The sequence below is a fragment of the Providencia hangzhouensis genome (genome assembly GCF_029193595.2).
GTDB lineage: Bacteria > Pseudomonadota > Gammaproteobacteria > Enterobacterales > Enterobacteriaceae > Providencia > Providencia hangzhouensis.
On the sequence record NZ_CP135052.1, the window covers coordinates 2,411,745 to 2,435,085 of the forward strand.

At 37.9% G+C, this 23,341-nt stretch carries 28 protein-coding genes; 14 read left to right on the forward strand and 14 right to left on the reverse strand.

The genetic code is table 11. The features are described 5' to 3' along the window. Window positions 1–80: 80 nt before the first annotated feature. Window positions 81–695, forward strand: a complete 615-nt coding sequence (locus tag PZ638_RS10810; protein ID WP_004254484.1) for a LysE family translocator — start codon at window positions 81–83, stop codon at window positions 693–695. 29 nt (window positions 696–724) lie between these two features. On the opposite strand, the gene PZ638_RS10815 is transcribed toward PZ638_RS10810, so the two are convergent. Further along, window positions 725–1,198: an NUDIX hydrolase gene (locus tag PZ638_RS10815; protein WP_036957747.1), complete on the reverse strand. Its 474-nt coding sequence runs from the start codon at window positions 1,196–1,198 to the stop codon at window positions 725–727. A 351-nt stretch (window positions 1,199–1,549) separates the two neighbouring features. After that, the gene (gene leuE / locus PZ638_RS10820; RefSeq protein ID WP_004254492.1) at window positions 1,550–2,191 is read right to left on the reverse strand and encodes a leucine efflux protein LeuE; all 642 of its coding nucleotides are present in this window, start codon (window positions 2,189–2,191) and stop codon (window positions 1,550–1,552) included. A 470-nt stretch (window positions 2,192–2,661) separates the two neighbouring features. On the opposite strand from leuE, the gene PZ638_RS10825 reads away from it, so the two are divergent. The 5 genes from PZ638_RS10825 (at window position 2,662) to PZ638_RS10845 (ending at window position 5,334) form a co-directional block, all read left to right on the forward strand. After that, on the forward strand, window positions 2,662–3,363 hold the full coding sequence (locus PZ638_RS10825; RefSeq protein ID WP_004254495.1) for an AzlC family ABC transporter permease: 702 nt from the start codon (window positions 2,662–2,664) through the stop codon (window positions 3,361–3,363). After that, entirely contained in the window at window positions 3,360–3,674 is a 315-nt protein-coding gene (locus PZ638_RS10830) for an AzlD domain-containing protein (protein WP_094960595.1), read from the forward strand. Before PZ638_RS10825 ends, PZ638_RS10830 begins: the two co-directional genes overlap by 4 nt. A 187-nt stretch (window positions 3,675–3,861) precedes the next feature. Continuing rightward, window positions 3,862–4,329 (forward strand): YehS family protein, encoded by a 468-nt coding sequence (locus PZ638_RS10835; RefSeq protein ID WP_094960596.1) that lies wholly within the window; start codon window positions 3,862–3,864, stop codon window positions 4,327–4,329. Between the two features lie 88 nt (window positions 4,330–4,417). Further along, complete coding sequence (gene parS, locus PZ638_RS10840; RefSeq protein WP_004254502.1) at window positions 4,418–4,879, forward strand: type II RES/Xre toxin-antitoxin system antitoxin; 462 nt, start codon at window positions 4,418–4,420, stop codon at window positions 4,877–4,879. Further along, on the forward strand, window positions 4,876–5,334 hold the full coding sequence (locus PZ638_RS10845; RefSeq protein ID WP_164455662.1) for an RES family NAD+ phosphorylase: 459 nt from the start codon (window positions 4,876–4,878) through the stop codon (window positions 5,332–5,334). Before parS ends, PZ638_RS10845 begins: the two co-directional genes overlap by 4 nt. On the opposite strand, the gene PZ638_RS10850 is transcribed toward PZ638_RS10845, so the two are convergent. The 6 genes from PZ638_RS10850 to PZ638_RS10875 all read right to left on the reverse strand — a co-directional run bounded on the left by PZ638_RS10850 (window position 5,335) and on the right by PZ638_RS10875 (window position 10,806). After that, on the reverse strand, window positions 5,335–6,225 hold the full coding sequence (locus PZ638_RS10850) for a LysR family transcriptional regulator (RefSeq protein ID WP_206277497.1): 891 nt from the start codon (window positions 6,223–6,225) through the stop codon (window positions 5,335–5,337). 45 nt (window positions 6,226–6,270) lie between these two features. Next, window positions 6,271–7,230 (reverse strand): acetyl-CoA carboxylase carboxyl transferase subunit alpha, encoded by a 960-nt coding sequence (gene accA / locus PZ638_RS10855; RefSeq protein ID WP_164455664.1) that lies wholly within the window; start codon window positions 7,228–7,230, stop codon window positions 6,271–6,273. Between the two features lie 105 nt (window positions 7,231–7,335). Next, window positions 7,336–7,758, reverse strand: a complete 423-nt coding sequence (locus tag PZ638_RS10860; protein ID WP_094960600.1) for a helix-turn-helix domain-containing protein — start codon at window positions 7,756–7,758, stop codon at window positions 7,336–7,338. A 30-nt stretch (window positions 7,759–7,788) separates the two neighbouring features. Beyond that, entirely contained in the window at window positions 7,789–8,352 is a 564-nt protein-coding gene (locus tag PZ638_RS10865; RefSeq protein WP_004254518.1) for a GNAT family N-acetyltransferase, read from the reverse strand. Further along, complete coding sequence (locus PZ638_RS10870) at window positions 8,333–9,793, reverse strand: AMP nucleosidase (protein ID WP_377146078.1); 1,461 nt, start codon at window positions 9,791–9,793, stop codon at window positions 8,333–8,335. The genes PZ638_RS10865 and PZ638_RS10870 overlap by 20 nt, the downstream gene beginning before the upstream one ends. Window positions 9,794–9,897: 104 nt before the next feature. Further along, the gene (locus PZ638_RS10875) at window positions 9,898–10,806 is read right to left on the reverse strand and encodes an AEC family transporter (protein WP_144139987.1); all 909 of its coding nucleotides are present in this window, start codon (window positions 10,804–10,806) and stop codon (window positions 9,898–9,900) included. A 298-nt stretch (window positions 10,807–11,104) separates the two neighbouring features. Between PZ638_RS10875 and PZ638_RS10880 the strand changes: the two genes are divergently transcribed. The 4 genes from PZ638_RS10880 to PZ638_RS10895 all read left to right on the forward strand — a co-directional run bounded on the left by PZ638_RS10880 (window position 11,105) and on the right by PZ638_RS10895 (window position 14,050). Then, window positions 11,105–11,872, forward strand: coding sequence for a basic amino acid ABC transporter substrate-binding protein (locus PZ638_RS10880; RefSeq protein WP_004254527.1), 768 nt, complete (start codon window positions 11,105–11,107; stop codon window positions 11,870–11,872). Window positions 11,873–11,937: 65 nt separating this feature from the next. Continuing rightward, window positions 11,938–12,702 (forward strand): amino acid ABC transporter permease, encoded by a 765-nt coding sequence (locus tag PZ638_RS10885; protein WP_004254530.1) that lies wholly within the window; start codon window positions 11,938–11,940, stop codon window positions 12,700–12,702. Continuing rightward, window positions 12,689–13,411, forward strand: coding sequence for an amino acid ABC transporter ATP-binding protein (locus tag PZ638_RS10890; protein ID WP_004254533.1), 723 nt, complete (start codon window positions 12,689–12,691; stop codon window positions 13,409–13,411). Before PZ638_RS10885 ends, PZ638_RS10890 begins: the two co-directional genes overlap by 14 nt. Window positions 13,412–13,510: 99 nt before the next feature. Further along, the gene (locus tag PZ638_RS10895; RefSeq protein WP_094960603.1) at window positions 13,511–14,050 is read left to right on the forward strand and encodes an NADAR family protein; all 540 of its coding nucleotides are present in this window, start codon (window positions 13,511–13,513) and stop codon (window positions 14,048–14,050) included. A 105-nt stretch (window positions 14,051–14,155) separates the two neighbouring features. On the opposite strand, the gene PZ638_RS10900 is transcribed toward PZ638_RS10895, so the two are convergent. Then, window positions 14,156–14,614, reverse strand: coding sequence for a GNAT family N-acetyltransferase (locus tag PZ638_RS10900; RefSeq protein ID WP_094960604.1), 459 nt, complete (start codon window positions 14,612–14,614; stop codon window positions 14,156–14,158). Between the two features lie 103 nt (window positions 14,615–14,717). Between PZ638_RS10900 and pdxR the strand changes: the two genes are divergently transcribed. Both pdxR and PZ638_RS10910 read left to right on the forward strand, forming a co-directional pair. Further along, a complete protein-coding gene (gene pdxR, locus PZ638_RS10905) occupies window positions 14,718–16,205 on the forward strand; it encodes a MocR-like pyridoxine biosynthesis transcription factor PdxR (protein WP_094960605.1) in 1,488 nt (495 codons plus the stop codon). A gap of 93 nt (window positions 16,206–16,298) precedes the next feature. Next, a complete protein-coding gene (locus tag PZ638_RS10910) occupies window positions 16,299–16,880 on the forward strand; it encodes a YebB family permuted papain-like enzyme (protein ID WP_004254550.1) in 582 nt (193 codons plus the stop codon). Between the two features lie 197 nt (window positions 16,881–17,077). On the opposite strand, the gene yajD is transcribed toward PZ638_RS10910, so the two are convergent. The 3 genes from yajD to PZ638_RS10925 form a co-directional block, all read right to left on the reverse strand. Continuing rightward, the gene (yajD, locus tag PZ638_RS10915) at window positions 17,078–17,425 is read right to left on the reverse strand and encodes an HNH nuclease YajD (RefSeq protein WP_004254555.1); all 348 of its coding nucleotides are present in this window, start codon (window positions 17,423–17,425) and stop codon (window positions 17,078–17,080) included. Window positions 17,426–17,597: 172 nt separating this feature from the next. Then, window positions 17,598–18,629: a methionine synthase gene (locus PZ638_RS10920; protein WP_096863716.1), complete on the reverse strand. Its 1,032-nt coding sequence runs from the start codon at window positions 18,627–18,629 to the stop codon at window positions 17,598–17,600. A 29-nt stretch (window positions 18,630–18,658) separates the two neighbouring features. Beyond that, window positions 18,659–19,636, reverse strand: a complete 978-nt coding sequence (locus PZ638_RS10925; RefSeq protein ID WP_094960606.1) for a DUF1852 domain-containing protein — start codon at window positions 19,634–19,636, stop codon at window positions 18,659–18,661. An 889-nt stretch (window positions 19,637–20,525) separates the two neighbouring features. Between PZ638_RS10925 and PZ638_RS10930 the strand changes: the two genes are divergently transcribed. Next, window positions 20,526–21,146, forward strand: a complete 621-nt coding sequence (locus PZ638_RS10930) for a DarT ssDNA thymidine ADP-ribosyltransferase family protein (protein WP_275612190.1) — start codon at window positions 20,526–20,528, stop codon at window positions 21,144–21,146. A 3-nt stretch (window positions 21,147–21,149) separates the two neighbouring features. Beyond that, entirely contained in the window at window positions 21,150–21,839 is a 690-nt protein-coding gene (locus tag PZ638_RS10935; protein WP_275612191.1) for a DarT1-associated NADAR antitoxin family protein, read from the forward strand. A gap of 4 nt (window positions 21,840–21,843) precedes the next feature. Here the strand turns inward: PZ638_RS10935 and PZ638_RS10940 are convergent, their stop codons facing one another. Both PZ638_RS10940 and PZ638_RS10945 read right to left on the reverse strand, forming a co-directional pair. Further along, window positions 21,844–22,092 (reverse strand): Ogr/Delta-like zinc finger protein, encoded by a 249-nt coding sequence (locus PZ638_RS10940; protein WP_140186463.1) that lies wholly within the window; start codon window positions 22,090–22,092, stop codon window positions 21,844–21,846. Window positions 22,093–22,137: 45 nt separating this feature from the next. Further along, a complete protein-coding gene (locus PZ638_RS10945; RefSeq protein ID WP_275612192.1) occupies window positions 22,138–23,244 on the reverse strand; it encodes a phage late control D family protein in 1,107 nt (368 codons plus the stop codon). Between the last annotated feature and the right edge of the window lie 97 nt (window positions 23,245–23,341).

The window sequence follows — 23,341 nt, forward strand, 5'->3', positions numbered from 1 at the left end:
TAATAAAAACAATAAATGAACAAACAATTTCAGAATAAATCTGTTTTTGGTCTGTTTTCATTACCTTTTAGGAAATTAATATGAATGAAATTATTGCAGTTGCAACTATTACCATTTTAGCAGTCATTAGTCCGGGGCCAGACTTTGCTATGGTAACTCGTAATAGTTATACCTATGGCATTAAAACAGGCTTACTGTGTGCGCTAGGTATTGCTATTGGTGTGCAGGTTCATGTGTTTTATACCATTTTTGGCATCACTTTGGTCATTATGAGTTCACCCGCATTATTCTTAATCGTTAAACTTATTGGGGTGTTTTACTTGGTATACATCGGATTTAAATCATTGACCAATAAAGTAAAAATATCCTCAGATAAAGCAGTATCAAAGCCATTATCGGCCCTAAACGCGTTTAAAAATGGTTTTCTGACAAATGCATTAAACCCAAAAACCATGTTTTTTGTGGTTTCTGTGTATAGCCAAGTTATCAGTACACAGAACTCAATTTGGCTAAATTTGAGTTATGGCCTATTTATTTCTTTCACTCATTGGCTTTGGTTTAGTCTAATTGCTATTTTCTTTGCAACGCCAGCAGTCAGAAACAAAATTCTTAACTACCAATTTATTATGGACCGAACGATTGGAATTCTACTGATTTTATTGGGATTATCTCTACTATTCTTTAATATAAACTAACTCCACATTCACATTCACATTCATGGTAGTTATTTACCCTGCAATCGATAATATTCATTGACCACTTTCGCCAACTCAACCACATCGGTTGGAATATTGAGTTTGGCGAGTTGGTCAAATGGCACCCATTCAAATGGGGCAAAAGGCGATTGTGATGAGGGTAATAGCTCACATAAGTAAATCATATCAATATGCCAATGGTTCCCTTTCTTTTTATCCGCAATAAATTCTTTCAAGATAGCGATGGGCAACGGTAATACTTGTGTATGGGATGAATCCTGCACTTGCGATACAAAGGGGAAACCGCAACTGACCACTTGGCACTCTAATCCAGTTTCTTCAAGAACCTCTCGGAAAACAGCATGTTGTGGTTCTTCATTTGCTTCAATGTGACCGCCTGGAGGTAACCAAAAACCAAGTTTTTGATGTTCGTGTAATAAAAACTCACCATGCTCATTACGGATCATTGCTGTTGCCGTAAAATGTTTAACTTCCTCTCTCATCTCACCACATCCCTTTTTTATTTTGTTATTCTTACATTGTATTTCTGGTGTTGAGCCTAACACCTTGTTGCCTTCCAGTCACGGTAACCATTTCAACTTACATGAGGCATTTAAAGCGCAGTCAGCGGAAAGAAATTATCGTATGCTTAGCTGATAGCGATTGATTATTAACTCAGGTGGTTAAATTGAAAAAAGAATTTGATTTTTATAAGCAACAAGCTATGAACTTTGAGAATGGGGAACAAAATAAGAACCCATGAGATTTGTTATTGTTCATCATAAAGATGCGCAATAAATTGAACAAATTAGAGGAATAGCCAGCACATAGACTGGCTATTTCTGATAAAACCATTACGCGGTTAATGCAAGTTTTGCTCCAAACATCAAGAATACAGCACCAATACAGCTATTAGAGAACTTCGAAAGCTTTTTATTATGTTTAACCATGTTCGTTACGGCAACAGCACCAAAAATCAGCAGTGATAAATAAATCATGCTACAAGTTTCTAAAATTAGGCCAAGTATGAAAAATGGCACACCTGCACTTGGGTAAGCTGGGTCAATAAATTGGATAAAAAATGAAACATAGAAAATGATCATCTTAGGATTTAGTAAACTTAAAAAAACGGCTTTCTTATAGGTGCCCTTGGTTTCTAAGATAATTGAATCAACATCACCTGTATTTTCTTTCTTATGCAATACGCTATACAGGGTTTTAATCCCTAAATAAAATAAATAAGCCGCCCCTGCGTATTTTATAACACTAAAAAAGATAGGTGATGTTTTTACTAAAGATGCAACGCCTAAAAATGATAGAAAAATGAGCACAGCATCCCCGGTAAAGACACCTAATGCGGCTTTATAACCATTTTTCACACCATATTTTGCACTGCTAGTTAAAACAAATAAAGAATTAGGGCCTGGTACCAATGTAATAAAAATAACACCGATAAGATAAGTCCATAAGTTTGTAATACCGAGATTTTCAAGCATAGGAAACCCGCTAACTCAATAAAAGTTATAACAAAAAATTCACATCATTTATTTATGACTATATGATACAGGCTTTACATTACTTATAAAAGATATCACCACATAATAATGTCAATATGAAATATAAACCCAAATAATATTAAAATACTAGATAAACAACAATGAGTGAAGATCAAAAAACAGAATAACAACCCAAAACGAGAACCTTAATTAGAAGCTAACTATAAATAGCTAATCAAGTAGTTGCAAATGCTAATATAGATAATTAAATTAGCATTTAATTTTATAGAATAAATAAAAGTAGTAGTGATTTGATTATGGTTTCGCGTTATAACATAAAAGTTCGTGCTATTTAAAAGTAAAATTGGATAAAGCCAGTATAAAGCTAAAATAGCTCATTACTAATATTTCATCTCTTTAAAATCAATCAAGTTATATAAGTGTTCAAAATTACAATAAGGTTAGCGTAAATGGTGTCACAACAAAGTAATCAATGGCAAAAAGCAATGATGGCAGGCGCTGTTCATACCGCTCCTCTTAATCTTGCTGTTATTCCTTGGGGAGTTTTAGCAGGTTCAATGGCGGTCGAAACTGGTCTCGATTTCTGGCAAAGCGTAGCGATGTCCGCGATGGTATTTGCAGGTGCGGCACAATTAGTCACTCTTGGGTTGCTTAACTCGGGTGCTGGCTATATCACGATTGTTATTTCTGTTTTTTTTATCACTTCCCAGCATTTACTTTATGGACTGACATTACGCCCCCAAGTTAAAGACTTTACAACTCCTCAGCGCCTTAGTATCGGTTTCTTATTAACAGATGAATTATTTGCGATTAGCGCTGCTAAACGTCAGAGTTTAAGCTTTCCTTATTTGTTTGGTGCGGGGTTTAGTTTTTATCTCGTTTGGTTAATTACTAGTCTTTGTGGGATTGCAATGGCCAATATTGTGGGCGATTTGAGCCGCTTACATCTCGACTTTTCTGTCGTGGCAACTTTGCTTGCAATCGTCGTTCCATTAACAAAAAAAATAAGTACGTTGTGTGGCGTGATCTTTTCACTCGTTGTCGCTATCGTACTTTCAATGTACTCCTTCAGTAGTGCTATTGTTATCGCAGGTGTGGGTGGGATGTTTGTTTCGGTAGCCGTTTCACGTTTATTGAAGGAGGAAAAATGATTTGGCTTTTAATTATTACCTTAACAGCGGTTGTTTTTACTCTACGTTATATTTTTCTAATACCACAGTTGCCAATACGCCTTCCTCTTGTGGTTCGTCAAGCACTAGGGTATTCAGCACCTTGTTTATTAACCGCAATTTGTGCCCCTGTTATCCTATTAGAAAACCATGAATTGCGAACCTTCCCTGATAATCCTTATTTATGGGGAGCGCTATTCTGTGTCATCGTGGCTTCTGTATTAAAAAACATGCTGCTAACTGTCGGCCTTACCTTAGTATTTTTCTATTCTCTTATTTATTTTATCGGTTAACTTATTATTTAAGATAAAGCATCGTTCAGCGCTTTGCTTTATCTTGGTTAATCCCTCATAATATGGCCCTCTCAAAATACATTCCTTTTCAATTTCACCCTGTCATTGATTGTCATAGTGAATACTTTATTGGCCTTACTCAATAAATAGCCAATTAACCTTTATAGATAATGGATAATACAATACCATGCTTAATAATTATGTTTTACGCAGCGTTCGCTATATGTTGGACTTAAGCGACGCCCAAATGGTTAAAATCGTAAAACTCGCAGATTTGGCTGTAACAAAAGAAGAAATGGTGGCTTGGTTAAAAAAAGATAATGAACCTGAATATGTTGAATGTAACGATAATATAATGGGGCATTTTCTAAATGGCTTAATCTATCACCGCCGTGGTAAAGATGAAAACCACCCCGCTCCCGAAGTCGATAGCCGACTTAATAACAATATTATGCTCAAAAAATTACGCGTGGCTTTTGAATTAAAAGATACGGATATGATTGAAATTTATCAGCTTGTTGATTTTCGTGTATCCAAGCCTGAGCTTAACGCAGTTTTCCGTAAACCTGGGCATAAAAACTATCGCGAATGTGGAGACCAATTACTGCGTTACTTCCTAAAAGGCCTGACAATTCGCCTACGTGGTGATAAATAACCGTTATTTTTGTTTGTTTTTTATTCATTAATTTTGCATTCTCCTGACATTTGTCTATAATAGAAGTGACAAATGTCAGGAGATTCAAATGAGAAACTATATCCCCACAACCCCACTTCAACCGACTGCTTCATCCTTTAAACCACTGTGGCGCCATGTAGGGTTACCCGCAGAACGTGGTATTGAGTTAACTCATTTCTTGCGTCAAGGCCTATCTGTCTCTGTCTTAGACAATATCCAAGAATGGTCAGGAATGAGCAAAACTGAATTATTGCGAATATCCGGCATTAATGAGCGCAATATTGCTCGACGTAAAAATGCTGGCCAGCCCCTTAATGCTGATGAAAGTGAGAGAATTGCTCGTCTAGTGCGGGTATTCGATGCTGCGGTGCGTTTATTTAATGGAGATAAGCACGCGGCAAGTGATTGGCTTAACCACCCAGTTAAAGGGTTAGGACATTTACGCCCTATTGAGCTTATTGCGACAGAAAGCGGAGCCATTGAAGTGATTGATTTGATTGGCCGTATTGAACATGGCGTATTCTCATGATTTTATATCGATTGGTTAAATCCAATTTTGCGCATGATGCATGGTCGGGCCAAGGAGCTATGCTCTACGGCGGGCGTTGGAATCATAAAGGGACTCCTGCTGTTTATACTTCAACAAGTATTTCATTAGCGACCCTTGAAATACTCGTTCACATCAATCAAGACAGACTATTGAACCAGTTCAGCTTACTATCCATAGATATCAATGATAAGTACGTGATGAAATTGTCGTTAGATCACCTTCCGACAGATTGGCAACAAGACCCCGCACCAACCTCCACCATGGATATTGGCACTATATGGCTTAATAACCAAGATAGTCTAGCATTATTAATTCCCTCTTGTATTGTTCCCTATGAATACAACGCAATTATTAACCCGTTACATCCGCAATTTCAAAAAGCTTTACATACCGTTAAACCACTAGATTTTAGTGTTGACCCGCGCTTAGCATAATTAGATATTTGCTAATAAATACTGTAAAAAAGCATCTATTTTCGGTGATAATGCACTACGGCTCGCATAAACCGCGCGAAGTTCTATAGGCGCTGGCGATACTTCATCGAATGCTATCCGCGCTAATTTCTTCTGTTTAATCTGTTCTTCGCATGCATCTAACGCCAAAATAGCATAACCTACCCCATTCACTGCAGCAGCATGAGCCAAAATACCACTATTCACTCGGTAGCTGCTGTCAATTATCACTTTTTTCTGTAAGCCAGATGAATCAATAAATATCCACGGTTGCCCCTGTAATGCACTCAAGCTCGAAATGCACGGCATATTGGCTAAGTCAGAGTATGAACACGGTTTTCCTACTTTTTCAATTAATTGGGGTGATGCAACCACAACGCTTTGCCATGATTTGATCAGACGTGAGTGATAACTACTGTCTTCAAGATGACCACGATGAAAAGTGAGTAATAAATCAATATCATCACTAATAACATCTTGAGGTATTAGTTGTGTATCACAGTGAATATTCAATTGTGGGTGAGATAATGCAAACTTCGCTAATAAATCTGCTAATAATAAACTACCGGATTCACTGGGAATAGTTAGCCTTAACGTACCTGTAATTTGTTGTGGATGACATATTTGCACTACAACTTGCTCTAATTCACTGACTAGTTTTTGGCTTTGTTCAAATAAAATATTTCCTGTTTCCGTTAGCCGCATTTGCCGGGTTGTACGTTCAATTAACTGGCTATTAAGTTGTTGTTCCAACTGTTTAATATAACGACTCACATTCGATGTTGGCATTGAAAGTAACTTTGCCGCATTGACAAAATTTCCTTGTGTCGCGACGGCAATAAACACTTTCAATAAATTCAGGTCAACAGCCATTTCTAATTCCTACAGTTCACGCGCTATTAACTTGAACTAATAGCACTAGCAGTAACCAAAATCCATTATTTTTTGATACCGCTGTGCCAGTAATTCGTCTATGTCTAATTGAGTTAGCTCATTTAAATCAGTGAGTAACTGTTGTTTTAATTGTTGTGCAGCTAACTGATAGTCGCAGTGAGCCCCACCCAAAGGCTCAGAAATAATGGTATCGATAATACCTAACTCTTTTAACCGTGGAGCGGTCATTCCCATTACTTCCGTTGCAATTTGTGCCTTCTGGGAATCTTTCCATAAAATAGAGGCACAACCTTCTGGAGATATCGCCGCATAAGTACTGTATTCCAACATATTAATACGATCCCCCACACCAATCCCTAATGCACCACCAGAACAACCTTCACCTGTAATGACACAAATAATAGGGGTTTTTAAATGAAACATTTCTATAATATTGCGTGCAATAGCTTCTGCTTGCCCGCGCTCTTCAGCACCAACACCGGGGTAAGCCCCAGCAGAATCAATAAATACCATCACTGGTAAGTGGAAACGTTCCGCCATTTTCATTAAACGAAGTGCTTTACGGTAGCCTTCTGGCGATGGCATCCCAAAATTACGCATAACTTTCTCTTTTGTTGTCCGCCCTTTTTGTTGCCCAAGCACCATAACCGGCCTACCATCTAAACGAGCAAGGCCACCCACCAGCGCTTTGTCATCAGCAAAAGCGCGGTCACCCGCTAATTCCTGAAACTCAGTAAATATTAATGGAATATAATCAAGGGGATAAGGCCTTAATGGGTGTCTCGCTAATTGGACAATCTCCCATGCCCCAAGCGATGTAAATATGGTTTTCGTAAGTGAATGACTCTTTTTTCTCAAGAGCTGGATTTCTTCTTCTAATTTAATCTCTGATGGATGTCCTTTTTGCTTGAAGGCTATAAGCGCTTCAATTTTGTCATTGAGTTCAACGATAGGTTTCTCAAATGCAAGAACATGATTAGTCATAACGTTCCTAAAATGGTAACAGCAATCTTAGGAGTGTAATCAGAGAATCAATCCCATTCTATGCTTAAAAATAGGATTGATTGTTATCAAGAATGGGATAATGTTTTAACGCTGACTTTTCTTTAGCGAATTTGATTTTAAGCTGTTTTCCATAATCTTTTGAAAATTAGGGCATAAAAAGTGATTTTCTTCAGGACAATTCGCAATATGCAAAATACCCTTTTTTAAGGCTAGTAACCCCTGTATGGTTTGCTCAATTTCTTCTGCTTTTTCAAGTAGGCTCGCACGTTCAATATTAGGGCCATCCTTATGGTTGAGCATGCTAGCAATTTCATCGAGTGAAAATTTAGCTTCTTGCCCCAATGCAATTAAAGACAAACGGGTTATTACGTCTTTCCCGTGATAAACCCGTTTTAACCCTTTACGCCCTATCGGCTTAATCAGCCCTCTCTCTTCATAATAACGTAGGGTTGATGCTGCTAAACCTGATAATTGGCTAACTTGAGAAATATCTAACTCATCAGACATGAAATACTAACCCGCTATAATACTCGCTAATCAGGCTAATTGTTGGCGCAGTAACACCGTAATCGTGCCATTCATAAAAATTTCACGGTCAACAACGTAACCTAACTTTTCAGCCACACGTAAAGAAGCTAAGTTCCTCGGTTCAATAAAACAAATAGATTGCCGATACTTATTTTCTTTCGTCAGCCAAGACAGTGCAGCCTGCATAGCCTCTGTTGCATAGCCTTTTCCTTGATGTTCAGGTGCAATGACCCAACCCGCTTCTGGAATGCCTTTAACATGGGGTTCGACCATACGATGAAAATCCGCGAAACCTAAATCACCAATATATTGACCACTCGCTTTTTCACGGACAGCCCAATAGCCAAAGCCTAATAATGGCCATAAACCACCATAAGCTAACATTCTCATCCATGATTCGCGCTCACTAGAAGGCATACCACCAATGTAACGAACCATTGACTCAGTCGCCCATAACTTCGCAAGTGCAGGAAAATCACTTACTTGGTGTTTATTTAATATCAGTCTATCTGTTTCAAGTTCAGGTATTACAGCCATTGATTGCTTCTCCTTGCTATCTAAATGGGGGTTCATCGAACGTTCTTAATTTCCTTGAATGCAATTTATCCCCTTCTTTCCTCAATAAATCAATAGCACGAATACCTATTTGCAAATGTTCTGAGATTGCACCTTCATAAAAACTGTTTGCTTGACCGGGCAATTTAATTTCACCATGCAGAGGCTTATCAGAAACACATAACAGCGTGCCATAAGGAACCCTGAAGCGATACCCCTGAGCTGCAATTGTGGCACTTTCCATATCCACGGCAACCGCGCGGCTTAAACTAAAACGGCGAGCTGTTGCAAAAAAACGTAATTCCCAATTTCTGTCATCTGTTGTAACAACGGTTCCAGTTCGTAGACGTTGTTTTACCAATTCCCCAGGCATATTGCTAACTTGTTTTGTAGCGTCATATAGCGCACGCTGGACTTCCGCAATACTTGGAATAGGAATATCTGGCGGTAATACATCATCAAGAATATGGTCATCACGCAAATAAGCATGAGCCAAAACATAATCGCCAATTTTTTGGCTTTCTCTTAACCCGCCACAATGGCCAATCATCAACCAAGCATGTGGTCGTAAAACGGCTAAATGATCGCAAATATTCTTTGCATTTGAAGGACCAACACCGATATTTACTAAAGTAATTCCTGCCCCATCTCTAGCGATTAGATGATATGCAGGCATTTGAAATTTTTTCCATGTTAAATCAGAAGTCGCAATTTGTGGATCTGCATTCTCAGCGGTTAAATAATTATGTCCAACACAAGATAATGCAATATAACGACTTTCAGGATCACGTACCTGTTCACATGCCCAATTCACAAATTCATCGACATAACGGTTATAATTAGTGAAAAGAATGTACGGTTGAACATGTTCAGGTGGGGTTCCTGTATAATGCTTTAATCGCGCTAATGAAAAATCCACACGTAATGCATCAAAATGAGACAGCGGCATTTCATCCGTAGCAGAGTTCAAACCATCTGTAATATCATCACTGATATGAGATAAATCGGTTATCGGAAAATGTGCAGCTAAATTACTGCTCATACTCCTATCTAATGCTAAATCTGAACCATCAATGACAAAAGGATAAGGAATTTCAATTTTTGAAGGGCGAACGGAAAAAGTGACATCATAATCCTGTTGTAGGATAGATAATTGCTCAACTAAATAAGCACGGAATAGTTCTGGCTGAGTCACCGTAATGGTGTAATCACCCCGTTTAACAAAACGTGCATAAGCACGGGTTTTTTCGCAATGATCAACTTTGCCTTCCCATGTAACACACAGTTCGGGATAAGCAAATAACCCATTTTCCCTTTCTGTAATATCGGGTATGCGGCCTTCTTTTACATAAATAGCGATAGCATCTCTTAATGAATCAATCGCATTGCTATATAACAACGAAAGTTTATCTAAAACATCTTCAATAGATAAATTTTCATATTTCTGGCATTTTTCCAAAGACACACACAACTCCTTATCATCAGATAAAATTATCTCCGATAACATAGAGTATCAATGTGACAGTTGCAAAATATATCGCGATTAACGTACTTATATCACAGTTAATGTACTACAAAGGATAAAACAATTGGTAATGTGAATACCGCAGCCACGGTTTGTAATGTAATTATACCTGCCATTAGTTGGCTGTCCCCATTTAACTGACGCGTTAAAATATAAGCGGTTGGCGCAGTAGGAATAGCAAAAAATAGTACTAATAGAATTGTTTCAAGGTTTGGCAAAGAAAATAAGCCCGCCACTGTTAATGCTAAAATAGGCATAAGAAGTAAACGTAACAATGTTGACGCCATAATAGGCTTAAATTCATTTCTTAGTGTTGAGGTTTGTAATGCGGCTCCAATACAGATTAAGCCTAATGGTAAGCTGGCAGCTGCGAGTAGTTTTAAAAATTGGTCCGAGCCAAAGGGTAATCCCACTGGGGATATATTCAATAACACGCCAACGACACAGGAAATGATCAATGGGTTTTTTATGATTGGTAATAAAATTTGCTTAGCTGAAACCTTTTGTCCTGAAGATAACGAAAGCACAGCAATGACATTACAGCTTGGTACTAAAACAACCATAATTACCGCAGCAATAGCGATCCCTTCTTTGCCAAATAAATCAGCAACAATAGCCAACCCTAAATAAGTATTAAAACGCGTGATTCCTTGGATATGCGCGCCAAATCTCGGGATAGGTATTTTGAATAAATATTTACAACCTAGAACTAGCACAGAACTAATTGCTAAAACACAAAGGATGGCGCTCGCTAAATAGGGTAATTTAGGGTTGTCCAAAGGTGCAGTTGCGAGACTGTTAATTAATAATGCAGGAAACAAAATAAAATAGTTTAATTTTTCAGCACTCGGCCAAAAATCAGTGGTGAATATTGTCGAGCGACGCAATACAAATCCCATTGCAATCAGAGCAAATAATGGCCACAAAACTAATAGAATCTTATCCATGAGAACGTAATCTGTTTTTATTTGAGCATTAAGTGAGTTTGTTAATCAGTCTATCGTTAAATTTTTGTAGCTGATAGGTAAAAAAAGCGCTATTCCTATGTTTTGCTTTTCTTAGCTTATTTTCGATTAAATCGAGATTGTATCGACTTTCTCTTATTTATATTTAAATAATATATTTTTCCGCCCTTAAAACACAAGCTCCTAAACTTATCTCACTTCGACATATAAAAATCATTTGCTTAGGAGTTCAATATTATGTATTTTTATTCATTATAAATGCATAATTAAAGAGGTTGGTATGTTTAAAAAATTAGTTTTTGCTGGCTGTATGTCATTGGCAGCCTTCGCCGGGAATGTTTACGCAAAAGAAAGCTATACCGTTGGTGCTGGTGGGACTTACCGTCCGTTTGAATATGAAAATAGCCAAAAACAGCTCGAAGGCTTTGATATTGACATCATTAAAGCAATTGCAGAAGCAGAAGGTTTTGACGTTAAACTTGTCAATACCCCTTGGGAAGGGATTTTTGCGACCTTATCGTCTGGTGATAGAGATATTTTAATTTCGGGGATCACAATTACAGATAAACGCAAAAATATGGTTGATTTCTCTAACCCCTATTTCCCGGCTGAGCAAGCGATCGTCATCAGTGAAACATCTGATGTTAAAGACTTAAATAGCTTAAAAGACCTGAATGTAGGTGTTGTGAACTCCAGCACTGGTGATATTGTTGTTTCTGATGTAATAGGTAAAAACAGTACAGCAATCAAACGTTTTGACAATACTCCTCTTTTATTACAAGAACTATTCGAAGATGGCATTGACGCTGCAGTTGGTGATGTCGGCGTAATTAAATATTATATAAAAACGCACCCTGAGAAAAAATTTAAACTGATTTACGATAACCATTTCGAAAAACAATATTTTGGTATTGCTGTCGCTAAAGGGAATAGTGAATTACAGCAAAAAATAAATAATGGCTTAGATAAGATTATTGCAGACGGTACATACAATAAAATTTACCAAAAATGGTTTGATGAAAATGTTCCTCAATTACCAAAACAATAATTAAATTTAACTTAAAGCCATCTATGGATGGCTTTTTCACGTTTTAAATCAGGGTGAAAATTAAGATGTCTGCGTTTCGTTGGGAAATAATTGAAGAGTATGCTCCATTATTTGCTGAAGGCGCAATGATGACGATAAAAGCAACCATCATTTGCGTTATTTTAGGCTCACTATGGGGATTAACCCTCGGTTTAGGCAGAACGGCCAAAGCTGAACAAGGGATTTGGAAACCTATTTTACACTATTTTGTACAGTGGCCAGTTCGCTTCTATGTCAGTGCCTTTCGTGGTACTCCACTATTTGTTCAAATAATGGTTGTTCACTTTGCCTTAGTGCCACTGTTTATTAACCCTCGTGATGGCTTATTTGTTACATCAGGGTTAATGTCTGTTGATACCGCTAAAATGCTCCGCTCCGATTACGGTGCTTTTCTATCTTGCGTCATTGCAATTACTTTAAACTCAGGAGCTTATGTCTCTGAAATATTCCGTGCGGGTATTCAATCCATTGATAAAGGGCAAATGGAAGCCTCTCGTGCGCTTGGTATGAGTTGGGCAAAAACAATGCGCAAGGTGATTCTTCCGCAAGCTTTTCGGCGCATTCTTCCCCCATTGGGAAATAATGCCATCGCAATTGTCAAGGACTCCTCCCTCGCTTCCGCAATCGGTTTGGCCGATCTCGCCTATGCTGCAAGAACGGTCTCCGGCGCTTACGCAACTTACTGGGAACCCTACTTAACAATATCTGTGATTTATTGGATGCTGACATTTATACTTGCTCAGTTGGTGCAATATATGGAAAGAAGGTTGGGCAGAAGTGATTTACGTTAATAATTTACAAAAAAAATTTGGTGATGCTCATGTACTTAGAGGTATTTCTTGTGAAGTTAAACCTCAAGAAGTTATTTGTGTCATTGGCCCTTCTGGTTCAGGAAAAAGTACCTTTTTACGCTGTTTGAATGCGCTAGAACGCCCTGACGGGGGAGAAATTCAAGTCAATGGTTTTAACGTTCATGATCCTAAAACTGATTTAAATAAAATGAGAGAAAATGTGGGGATGGTGTTTCAGCGTTTTAACCTATTCCCCCATATGACCGTGTTAGAAAACTTGATGATGGCGCCAACCTTAGTGAAAGGAATAAAAAAGGAATTGGCACTTAAACAAGCAGAACAACTTCTGATCAAGGTAGGGTTGTTAGATAAAATTGATGCATGGCCAGCCAGTTTATCCGGTGGGCAGCAACAACGAGTCGCTATTGCTAGAGCGTTAGCCATGCAACCATCCATTTTGTTATTTGATGAGCCGACATCTGCACTTGACCCCGAATTAGTTGGTGAGGTTCTTTCAGTGATGAAAACCCTTGCAAATGAAGGTATGACAATGGTTATCGTCACCCATGAAATGGGGTTTGCACGTGAAGTTGCCGACCGAGTCTTGTTTATTGACCAAGGTATAATTCAAGAAGAAGGCACGCCAGAACAACTCTTTACTGCACCTAAAAACCCACGGACTGCGGAGTTTCTAAGTAAAGTACTTTAATTTTATAGCCTGCTTAGTATGCTAAGCAGGTTTTTCTGATAGCCAGGTCTTTTTATTATCGATACGCTAAGAATATTCGCTCTTAATAAAGATTAATTTATGGATATCAAAAGCCTCTGCAAACAATACCGCTCAGGGAAAAAATTTAAATATGTTTTCTTCTGGGGCCACCAAACCAAACAAAATCAAATTACAAAAAGCTGCTTCAGCCAATGGTACCCTTCCCCATTTATTGTTAATAACCACCGCTTTGCCAGTGCAGAACATTTCATGATGGCCGAAAAAGCACGCTTATTTGGTGATTTAGAAACATTGGATAAAATCATTCATGCACCAAATCCCGGAGCGGCTAAAGCATTTGGTCGTGAAGTTCGTGGGTTTAAGCAAGATGTTTGGGATGAAAACCGTTTTGCTATTGTTGTCAGCGCTAATATGGCAAAATTCTCTCAACATGAAGAATTAAAACAGTTTTTACTCTCCACAAACGAACGTGTTCTAGTTGAAGCTAGCCCCGTCGATAAAATTTGGGGAATAGGCCTTGCCGAAGATAGTGAAAATATTGAAAACCCATTAACATGGAAAGGGTTAAACCTTCTCGGTTTCGCATTAATGGATGTTAGAAGTCATCTAGCCAATTAACTCTCTAATTTTTGCTTATTTTCTGATAAAATGAAAAACCCGTTGTTATTAAACAGCGGGCCCGTCATTATTTTATCAAAATATAGAATATACTACTGAGCTTTATTATAAAGGCATTCTGTATTCAATTACCCCAGGCTTTTCTGCCACCCAGTTATACAATTTTTGGCCTCGCAAATTGGTTTCTTGTGTATGCCAATATAGACGGCCACATTGTTTCTCTTGCGCTTGTGCGTGTACAAATTCAATTAATTGTTTTCCTACATGACGTCCTCTCATTTCTGGCGTCACATATAAATCTTCAAGGTAACAAAAATCATTTTCAGCCCATGTTGAGCGGTGAAATAAATAATTCACAAAACCAACAACTTTTCCATTTTCCAACGCAACAGCACAGTACATCGGCTCACTCTCATCAAAAAAGCGCTCCCATGCTTTTAAGGTAATTTCTTCACTTAAATCTACCTGATAAAATTTCTGATACTCTAACCAATACACTAACCACTCTGGGTAATGTTCTGGCGCAACAAATTCCACTGTAACTGGTAATGCTGTTTTATTCATAATAACCCTTCCATTTGTAGACATATTACATAATGGCGCTATAGTACCTAGCAATCTGGCTCTATATAAGAGACACTTTTGTTATTTATTTAGGATCCACTTTATGCGACGCCAACAGCATGCCCAGTTCCCATTACTATTACTTGAAAAAGGTTACATTAAAGAAAATGTTTATCACACAATACGTAATGCCATCTTAGATGGACGTATTGCTGCTGGAATTAAACTTCCTTCCTCTAGAGCATTAGCAGAAATGATGGCGATCTCACGAAATTCGGTAATTGCTGGGTTTGAACGACTAATTGATGAAGGATACCTTTATTCCCAAAAAGGCTCAGGGACTTATGTTTCCCCCCATATTCCTGATGAGTTAATTGGTGCCATAAGTAGCACTAAACAGGGTGACCAATCTGGATATCCTGCATTAAATCTGAATCCTAGAGTTTCCACTTTATCGAATTTATGGGAAAAATCGCGTCCAAATACCAACAAACACCAAATGTTTAATATCGGTATTGGTTGTGTGGACCAATTCCCGCATGAATTATGGGGAAGATTATTAGGTCGAGTTTGGCGTAAGTCCAAACAAATTATTACGCATTTTAATCACCCTGATGGGTATACACCACTAAAAGACTTATTGGTAGATTACGTCCGTTCGACTCGGGGAGTTCATTGTAAACAGCAGCAAATTATTATTGTTAATGGAACACAGCAAGCCATTAATTTAGCGGCAAAAGTCTTATTACAGCAAGGGGATAAAGTATGGTTAGATGACCCTGGCTATGATAGTGCGAGAGCTATTTTAACCGCTGCTGGTGCTGATATTGACGCTATTCCATCCGACAAAGAAGGAATGGATATTATATATGGTGCGAAACACCATAAAACAGCAAAATTAATTTATACCACGCCTTCTCACCAGTTCCCTCTGGGCACAACTCTCAGCTTACCTCGGCGTTTAGCATTATTGGATTGGGCGCAACAAAATAACGCATGGATTTTTGAGGATGACTACAATAGTGAATTTCGCTTTTTATCAAAGCCAATTCAAGCATTGCAAGGCTTAGATAATCATCAACGTGTTATTTATGCAGGGACATTTTCTAAAATGATGTACCCCGGCTTTCGTTTAGGTTTTTTAATAGTGCCAGAAATTCTGAGTGAGGCATTCACCATGATGAAATATTATAGTGATAGCCACTGTGGTTATTTAGAACAGGCCGCTTTAGCTCAGTTTATCCAAGAAGGCCACTATGCACGCCATGTCAGAAAAATACGGAAGATATGTTACGAGAGGCAAAATACTTTTATCAATGCCATCAATCACTATCTCCCTCACCTATTTAATGTACAGATGACGGATTCAGGCATTCATACTGTTTGTTGGGTGAAAGATGGTTATGATATTAACGTGATCCTTAACCAATGCCGTCTGTTGGGCTTTGGCGCACAACCGTTATCGCGCTACTGTATTCAAAGTACTCACCAAAATGCAATTCTATTTGGCTATGCTGCTCATTGTGAAAATGAGATAATTAACAATATAAAATTACTCAGTGAACAATTGAGTAATATATACCCTAGTTAAACAAAAATGATTTTCAGCGTTTATCCGATAGCGCGAATTCTTCTAATCTTTATAACTATACCTTAATAGCATTGTTTATATTGAGGTACTTTTATGACAAAAATAAATTATCCCCATGAGTACGAAGTTGGCGATGTTGTCTTTACCAGTATTGGGACTGAGCTATTTCGCCAAATAGCCTCGGCATCTTTATGTTGGAGTAATCATGTTGGCATGATTGTAGGTCACAATGGTGAAGATTATTTAATTGCAGAAAGTCGCGTTCCCCTTTCAACAACCACGACCTTATCGCGGTTTATTGCCCGTTCGTCTGACAATCGTTACAGTGTACGCCGATTTTCCCATACATTAACAAGTGAACAAAAATCCGCATTAGTCGCCGAAGTTCCTGCTCGTTTAAATAAGTTTTATCACACGGGATTTAATTATGAGTCTTCTAGGCAGTTTTGTTCAAAGTTTGTTTTCGATATTTATCAATCTGCGTTATCAGTTCAAATAGGGGAATTAGAAACCTTCAAGGAATTATTAACTAAAAACCCGAATGCAAAATTAAATTTTTGGAAGTTATGGTTTATTGGGCAAATTCCATGGGAACGTAAAACTGTTACTCCTGCAAGTTTATGGCATCACCCTGAATTATCATTAATTTATCGCAGCCATGATGACATTCATTAATTAGCGATATTGATATTTGACTAAGCCACTCAACGTATATAAGAGTGGCTTAACATGATGCCTTAATCTTTATCAATCAATAAGCATTGCATCGCCATTAAACAAATTTGCTGTAATAGCCAGTTATTATAGTAAAGCCTCTTCTATTAGAGACTTTACTTTGCCTACCTGTACTGGAATTGCGTGGGTTATCGCGATTATTTTTTCTTATTTAGCATCGATTTCAAGTCAGCAAACGGGTTATAAGTTGCTGCTTCAATATCATTTTGTGCATCTTCCCCTGCCACGACATTAGTGCCATACATTTCAGCTTCTGTGTACTTCGAATGCTCATGATCATGGCAAAATAAACACAATAGTTCCCAATTGCTGCCATCTTCAGGGTTATTGGTATGATCATGGTCGATATGATGCACAGTTAATTCACGTAAATTTGAATACACAAACTCACGAGTACAGCGTCCACAAACCCATGGGTAAATTTTAAGTGCTTTTTCACGATAGCCACTTTCTAATCGCGCATAGTTTTTAGGGATCAAAGCCATTGCCGATATTCCTATTAAAAATAGTAATTTTAAGATAATACGCCTAATATACCTCAATTCAGAGCAAAAAAAGAAACTCAAAACAACAAAAAACCCAGATATGATGACATCGCCAACTTTATAGGGCATGTCATCAACTCCGGGCTAATTTATTAGTTAGTTTTTACTTAGATTACTTATTCAACAATTCTGTACGGATAATCTCAGCCCCTGCACTTAATGCATTAAGTTTACCCGTTGCGACCCGTCGAGATAATGGTGCCATACCACAGTTTGTTGATGGATAAAGTTTATCAGCATCCACAAATTGCAACGCTTTACGTAACGTATTGGCGACTTCTTCTGGTGTTTCGATGATATTGCTAGCCACATCAATCGCCCCCACCATCACTTTTTTACCGCGAATAAGCTCAATTAAATCCATAGGAACATGGGAGTTATGGCATTCTAAGGAGATAATATCAATATTTGAGGTTTGCAGTTTTGGGAAAGCCTCTTCATATTGCCGCCACTCAGAACCCAGTGTCTTTTTCCAGTCAGTATTAGCTTTGATGCCGTATCCATAACAAATGTGAACTGCTGTCTCACATTTCAGCCCTTCAATGGCTCTTTCTAACGCAGCCACCCCCCAATCGTTTACTTCATCAAAAAACACATTAAAAGCCGGCTCATCAAACTGAATAATATCAACGCCCGCGGCTTCAAGCTCTTTTGCTTCTTGATTCAATATTTTAGCGAACTCCCATGCCAGTTTTTCACGACTTTTATAATGGTTATCATACAGTGTATCAATCATCGTCATCGGCCCAGGAAGCGCCCATTTAATCGGCTGTTTTGTTAGCTTACGTAAAAATTTAGCATCTTCCACAAAAACAGGTTTTTGGCGTTCAACCGCTCCAACTACCGTCGGCACGCTCGCATCATAACGATCACGAATTTTAACCACTTCACGCTTTGCAAAATCAACACCACTGAGGTGTTCAATAAATGTCGTCACAAAATGCTGGCGTGTTTGCTCGCCATCGCTAACAATATCAATCCCAGCACGTAGTTGATCTTCAAGGGATAAGCGCAATGCGTCTTGTTTTCCCTCGATGAGTTCTTCATTTTGCAGCTTCCAAGGAGACCAAAGCGTCTCAGGTTCAGCAAGCCAAGAAGGTTTTGGTAAGCTGCCCGCGGTAGATGTTGGTAATAATGTTTTCATAATAATTGACCTTAAATTTTTATAATTAATCAAAGCGCGTAGTTAGCAGACCATTGCTCTAGAATATGCTTATAGGGTTCAATAAAGTGTTCTTCCGTATATTTCCCTTGCTCAATAGCCAATCGGCTACGTTCTTCGCGGTCATAAACAATTTTTGTTAATGAATAATCTTGGTTCGTCAAACTCGGTTGATAGCGTGGTCCCGCAACGGAGTTCGCATTGTAAATCTCTGGGCGATAAATCTTCTGGAATGTTTCCATCGTGCTAATCGTACTAATTAATTCAATATTGCTGTAATCACTCAGCAGATCTCCCGTAAAATAAAATGCCAGCGGTGCAACACTATTTTGAGGCATGAAATAACGAACCTGTAATCCCATCTTTTTAAAATATTGATCCGTTAATGAAGCCCCATTTTGCTGATATTCAATACCCAATATAGGATGTTGATTCCCAGTTCGGTGATAAATGTCTTTATTGGAGACGCTTAAACATATTACTGGCGCCTTACTAAAATGCGCTTTATATTCGCTAGAATTCACAAAATATTTAAAGATATTCCCATGCAAGTCACCAAAGTTTTCTGGAATACTAAAACTTGCTTGGTCCTTATTGTGGTCTAACAATAAAACACTAAAATCATAATCACGCACATAAGATGAAAAGTTATTTCCGACAATACCCTCAGTTCGTTCACCTGTTTTATGATCAATAATATTAGTTTTTAATATTTCAATCACAGGGAACCTATTACTATTTTCTTCAACACTCATCTCGACAGAAATAATTTCCAACTCGATTGAATAACGGTCGCTTTTAGGGTTATCCCAATAGGCTAATGTATTGAAACGGTTGTTCATCATGACAAGCGTGTTACGCAAATTTTCTTGGCGATTTTCCCCTCTGGCTAAATTAGCAAAGTTAGTTGTAATACGTGTATTTTCAGAAGGATTATAATTTTCATCAAAAAGACTACTTTTAATCGTAAATGTAAAATTTTTGTTCATCGTCTCGTCACACCCTAAATTCCAAGATGGAAACTCAATTGACTTCTTGATTTTTTAGAAGTTTTAGTTGCCCATTCATCAATCTTTATGTTGTAAATACGTTAATTCGTTTACGTTATCTAATTTATGCCAGAGCTGTTGATTGAGTGAAAGCGACTTAATTTCATTTCGAACATGAACGATTTTCATGATCATCTATTTCACTTATTTTAATTATGTGACGAAGAACTAAGAAATATTATTTTTCATTATAATTCATGATGTTAAGTATATTGCATGGACAATTTCCTAGAGGGGATGAATATTCGACTCGAAGACTTAAACATTGGTTAGTGAAATAAATTTATTTAGTGCATTTAGAAAACACTTAGGTCATACAGTCTAAGTTACTAACTAAAATTAACTACAATAATAAAAGGTGGCACAGTATTATGCACAAAAAAAAGGCACTCGCCCCCGAGTGCCTTTTGACTACAACTCACTGAATATAAAGTAAATTATACCTATTCAGCGGTTCTGGTACTTGTGCGGATCAGGTAATCAAATGCGCTAAGTGCGGCGTTCTAAAAGTGAGTTAAACAATTGATTTAAATGGATTTAGTCAATGGTTGATGTCCACATATTGACCACACTTATAAAGCCTCTTTTGATAAGAGGCTTTGTTTTTGCTTATTTTTCAATGGGTGGGAGGAGTTTTTAGACTGTTTAATCAAGGCTTCGATGTCTACCATTAAAAATATAGTTCAATTAACACCTACAAAACTCGCCATACATAAATAAGGTTTATTATTCATGGTATTATTTGATTGTCGTCACATTAATATAAGCTGTAGATATGTTACAAATATTACATTAATTTTTTTAATGTAATATATAATGGAATGTTATAATGACGCTGCAAAAAATAGTTCAAGAGAGAAATATTACTAAATTATTTCACTTCACTCATTCTGATAACTTATCTTCAATCATTCAGCGAGGCCTAAAAAGTAAAAAAGAATTGGATGATGAAAAGATTGCACATAATCATAACGATGATAAAAGATTAGATGGGCATACAAATGCTATTTGTTTATCGATTAGTTATCCTAATGCAAAAATGTTCTATAAATACAGGCAAGAAAAACAAGGTGATTGGATATTATTAGAAATAAGCCCTACTATTTTATGGGATAAAGATTGTGCATTTTATCCAACAAATGCGGCCTCAAATAACGTTAGAATGAATAAAGTTTCATTGATGCAAGGTGTAAGTGCTTTCAATGCTATGTTTGAAGACAGTATATTTGCAATAGAAAGGTGTAGTACACTACCCACTGAGTTTACTACCGATGTGCAAGCGGAGGTACTTGTTTTTGATAGAATAGAAGCATCATATATTCAAAAGGTCATTCATCCAAATGAGGCCTCTGCAACTCGTTTTCGTTGCTTAGATACAACATTACAACATGATCATTGTGACCCTAATACTAAAACTTTTTATTCTCAAAGAGACTATTTTTTAGGATAAGTTATGGCTGTTAGACCTGTTTTTATACCTATGTTTTATGAAAATGCATTATCTGTCACGAAAGATATTGATTTTAAATGGGCTGCTGGTATGGCTAAAGTACAAAAGCAAAAATCAATTAGGGCATTACATGAAGCTGCCAGTGCTCAAGGATTAAATAACTTATTAGAGATTTCTAGTAAATCAGAAGATGAGCAAGGTATAGCCCTAAGTGCATTTAACCTTAAAATCAAAACTAAATTACTTGCCAAAGAATTCACTGTTGAATCAGCATTTCAAGCAAGTAAGGTTTTCGAAAATGGAGGACCTTATGTTGACTTATTAGATAAAGATTCAAGAGAGTCAAAGCAAGATATAAGGTTAAAAGAATCAGGAAACCTTACAGCTTTTAAATTTTATAAAACTACTTGGCCACTCATTCCTCGTACTGCCTTTTATGATTGGCTGTATTTAAGTGCTCTTAATCAAAATAAAAAACTAGCTGAATATTTGTTAAATTTTGATGGTTTTACGGATATAGAATTTAATCCAGCAAAATCGATAAACTGCCAAGCTAGATCTGCAGCATTATACGTATCTTTAGTAAAACGACATATGCTGAATAACGCATTATCATCTCAAAAAAATTTCTTATCCGTTTTATCATCTCATTACGGAGTTGAAAGTTTTTCTATACAAAATCAGTTATTATAAATTATCAAAACATCTCCATCTGTTTCTCACCCCGATGTGACCTAGGTAACTTTTCCATCGGGATTTCAAAGCCTTCTGGTAACTCTTGTGGGATTGTTTTGGTTAGATAAATTTCAACTGAAGTAATGGTCGTAAAAGAACAACCACACAACAAATTTTGGCATTGGTGGTAACTTCTACGGGTTTCACTACTCATGGATTTACTGGTTTTGGTATAAGTCACAGCGCCACACTTTGGACAATTGAACGCCATTTTATAACCTTGGGTTATGGGTATGCCTGACGTTATTATAATCAATTATCCATCGTTTTGCTCGTCATCCGTCATTTGAATATCTTTGATTTTTACTTCCAGTTCCAAATGGGTAATAAATCCGTTCCCATCAATGGTGTGTGTTACTCGGCTAATCACCCACTGGTGACTATCAATAGTCGGTTTAAAGCCAGTTACCGTCACGGGCATTTCAGGGTATAGGTCTGCGCGCCCCTCAGCCAAAGTGATATTAAATTCTGCCACGCCCCTTTGTAATTTTGACCACTTAGCCACAGCGGCACGTTTAGCGGATTGCTCGTTTTTAAAGGTTTGTCGCATCACAAAAACGTTACCCTCAGCGCCCTCGATGTAATCGCCCTCTTTTTTGCTCGACTTCTCTTTTTTGGGCTTTTGCTTGCGTTTAAGATTGGTTTTCTTTTGTTTGCCGTAGTTCAAATCAAGCCAATAAGCTTGTACGCCGGTGTACGCTTGCCGGTCAGCCAACCTGAAATAATGCTTATCCCCACTTTCGCGCATGATGGTAATGACGGGCAATGGCTTGCCGCTTTGCGTGACTCCCTGATTAGGCACAATAAATAACAGACTGCCGTTTTTAATGGTGGCTATCGCGCCGAGCATTTCAGCCATGCGCGTTAAAAAGCTAATATCACTTTCATTGGTCTGGTCAGCGTGGTCAATTTCAATGTGCATCAATTGTTTGCTGACCGCAGGTTTTAAGTTATAACGCCCCGCTATCGCACTCACCACGTCAGGCACTTTGATATCGTGCCAGCTGTATTCCCGTTTGACGTTGAAGTCTTGCCGAAAGTCCGCGCTACGGGCAGTTACCGTGATTTGGTCGGGAGGGCCTGAGTGACTAATTTCATCAACGGTATACACCCCTTTATGTATTAAGGCTTCCCCCTGCCAGCCAAGGGAGACGGAAATCTCAGCCCCACGCGCCGGTAACGCAATTTTGCCGTCGGTATCATCGATAGTAAGTTCTAGCGTGTCAGCCTCAAAACCCCGATTATCCGTTAATGTTAATGACATAAGCCGGTCATTGACGCCGAGGAGCTGCACGCCGCCGACCGTTAAATCAAATGCAGGAACTTTGACTAAATTCCCCTCTGCCCAATCCATAAAAGACATATTCACCACCTAACCGATTCAATATGCCTAGATTGTCGTCGCGCGCGTAGGTGAGCAATCATCCGTGGTTCTCATGTGCCTATGAGAACCCTAAGTA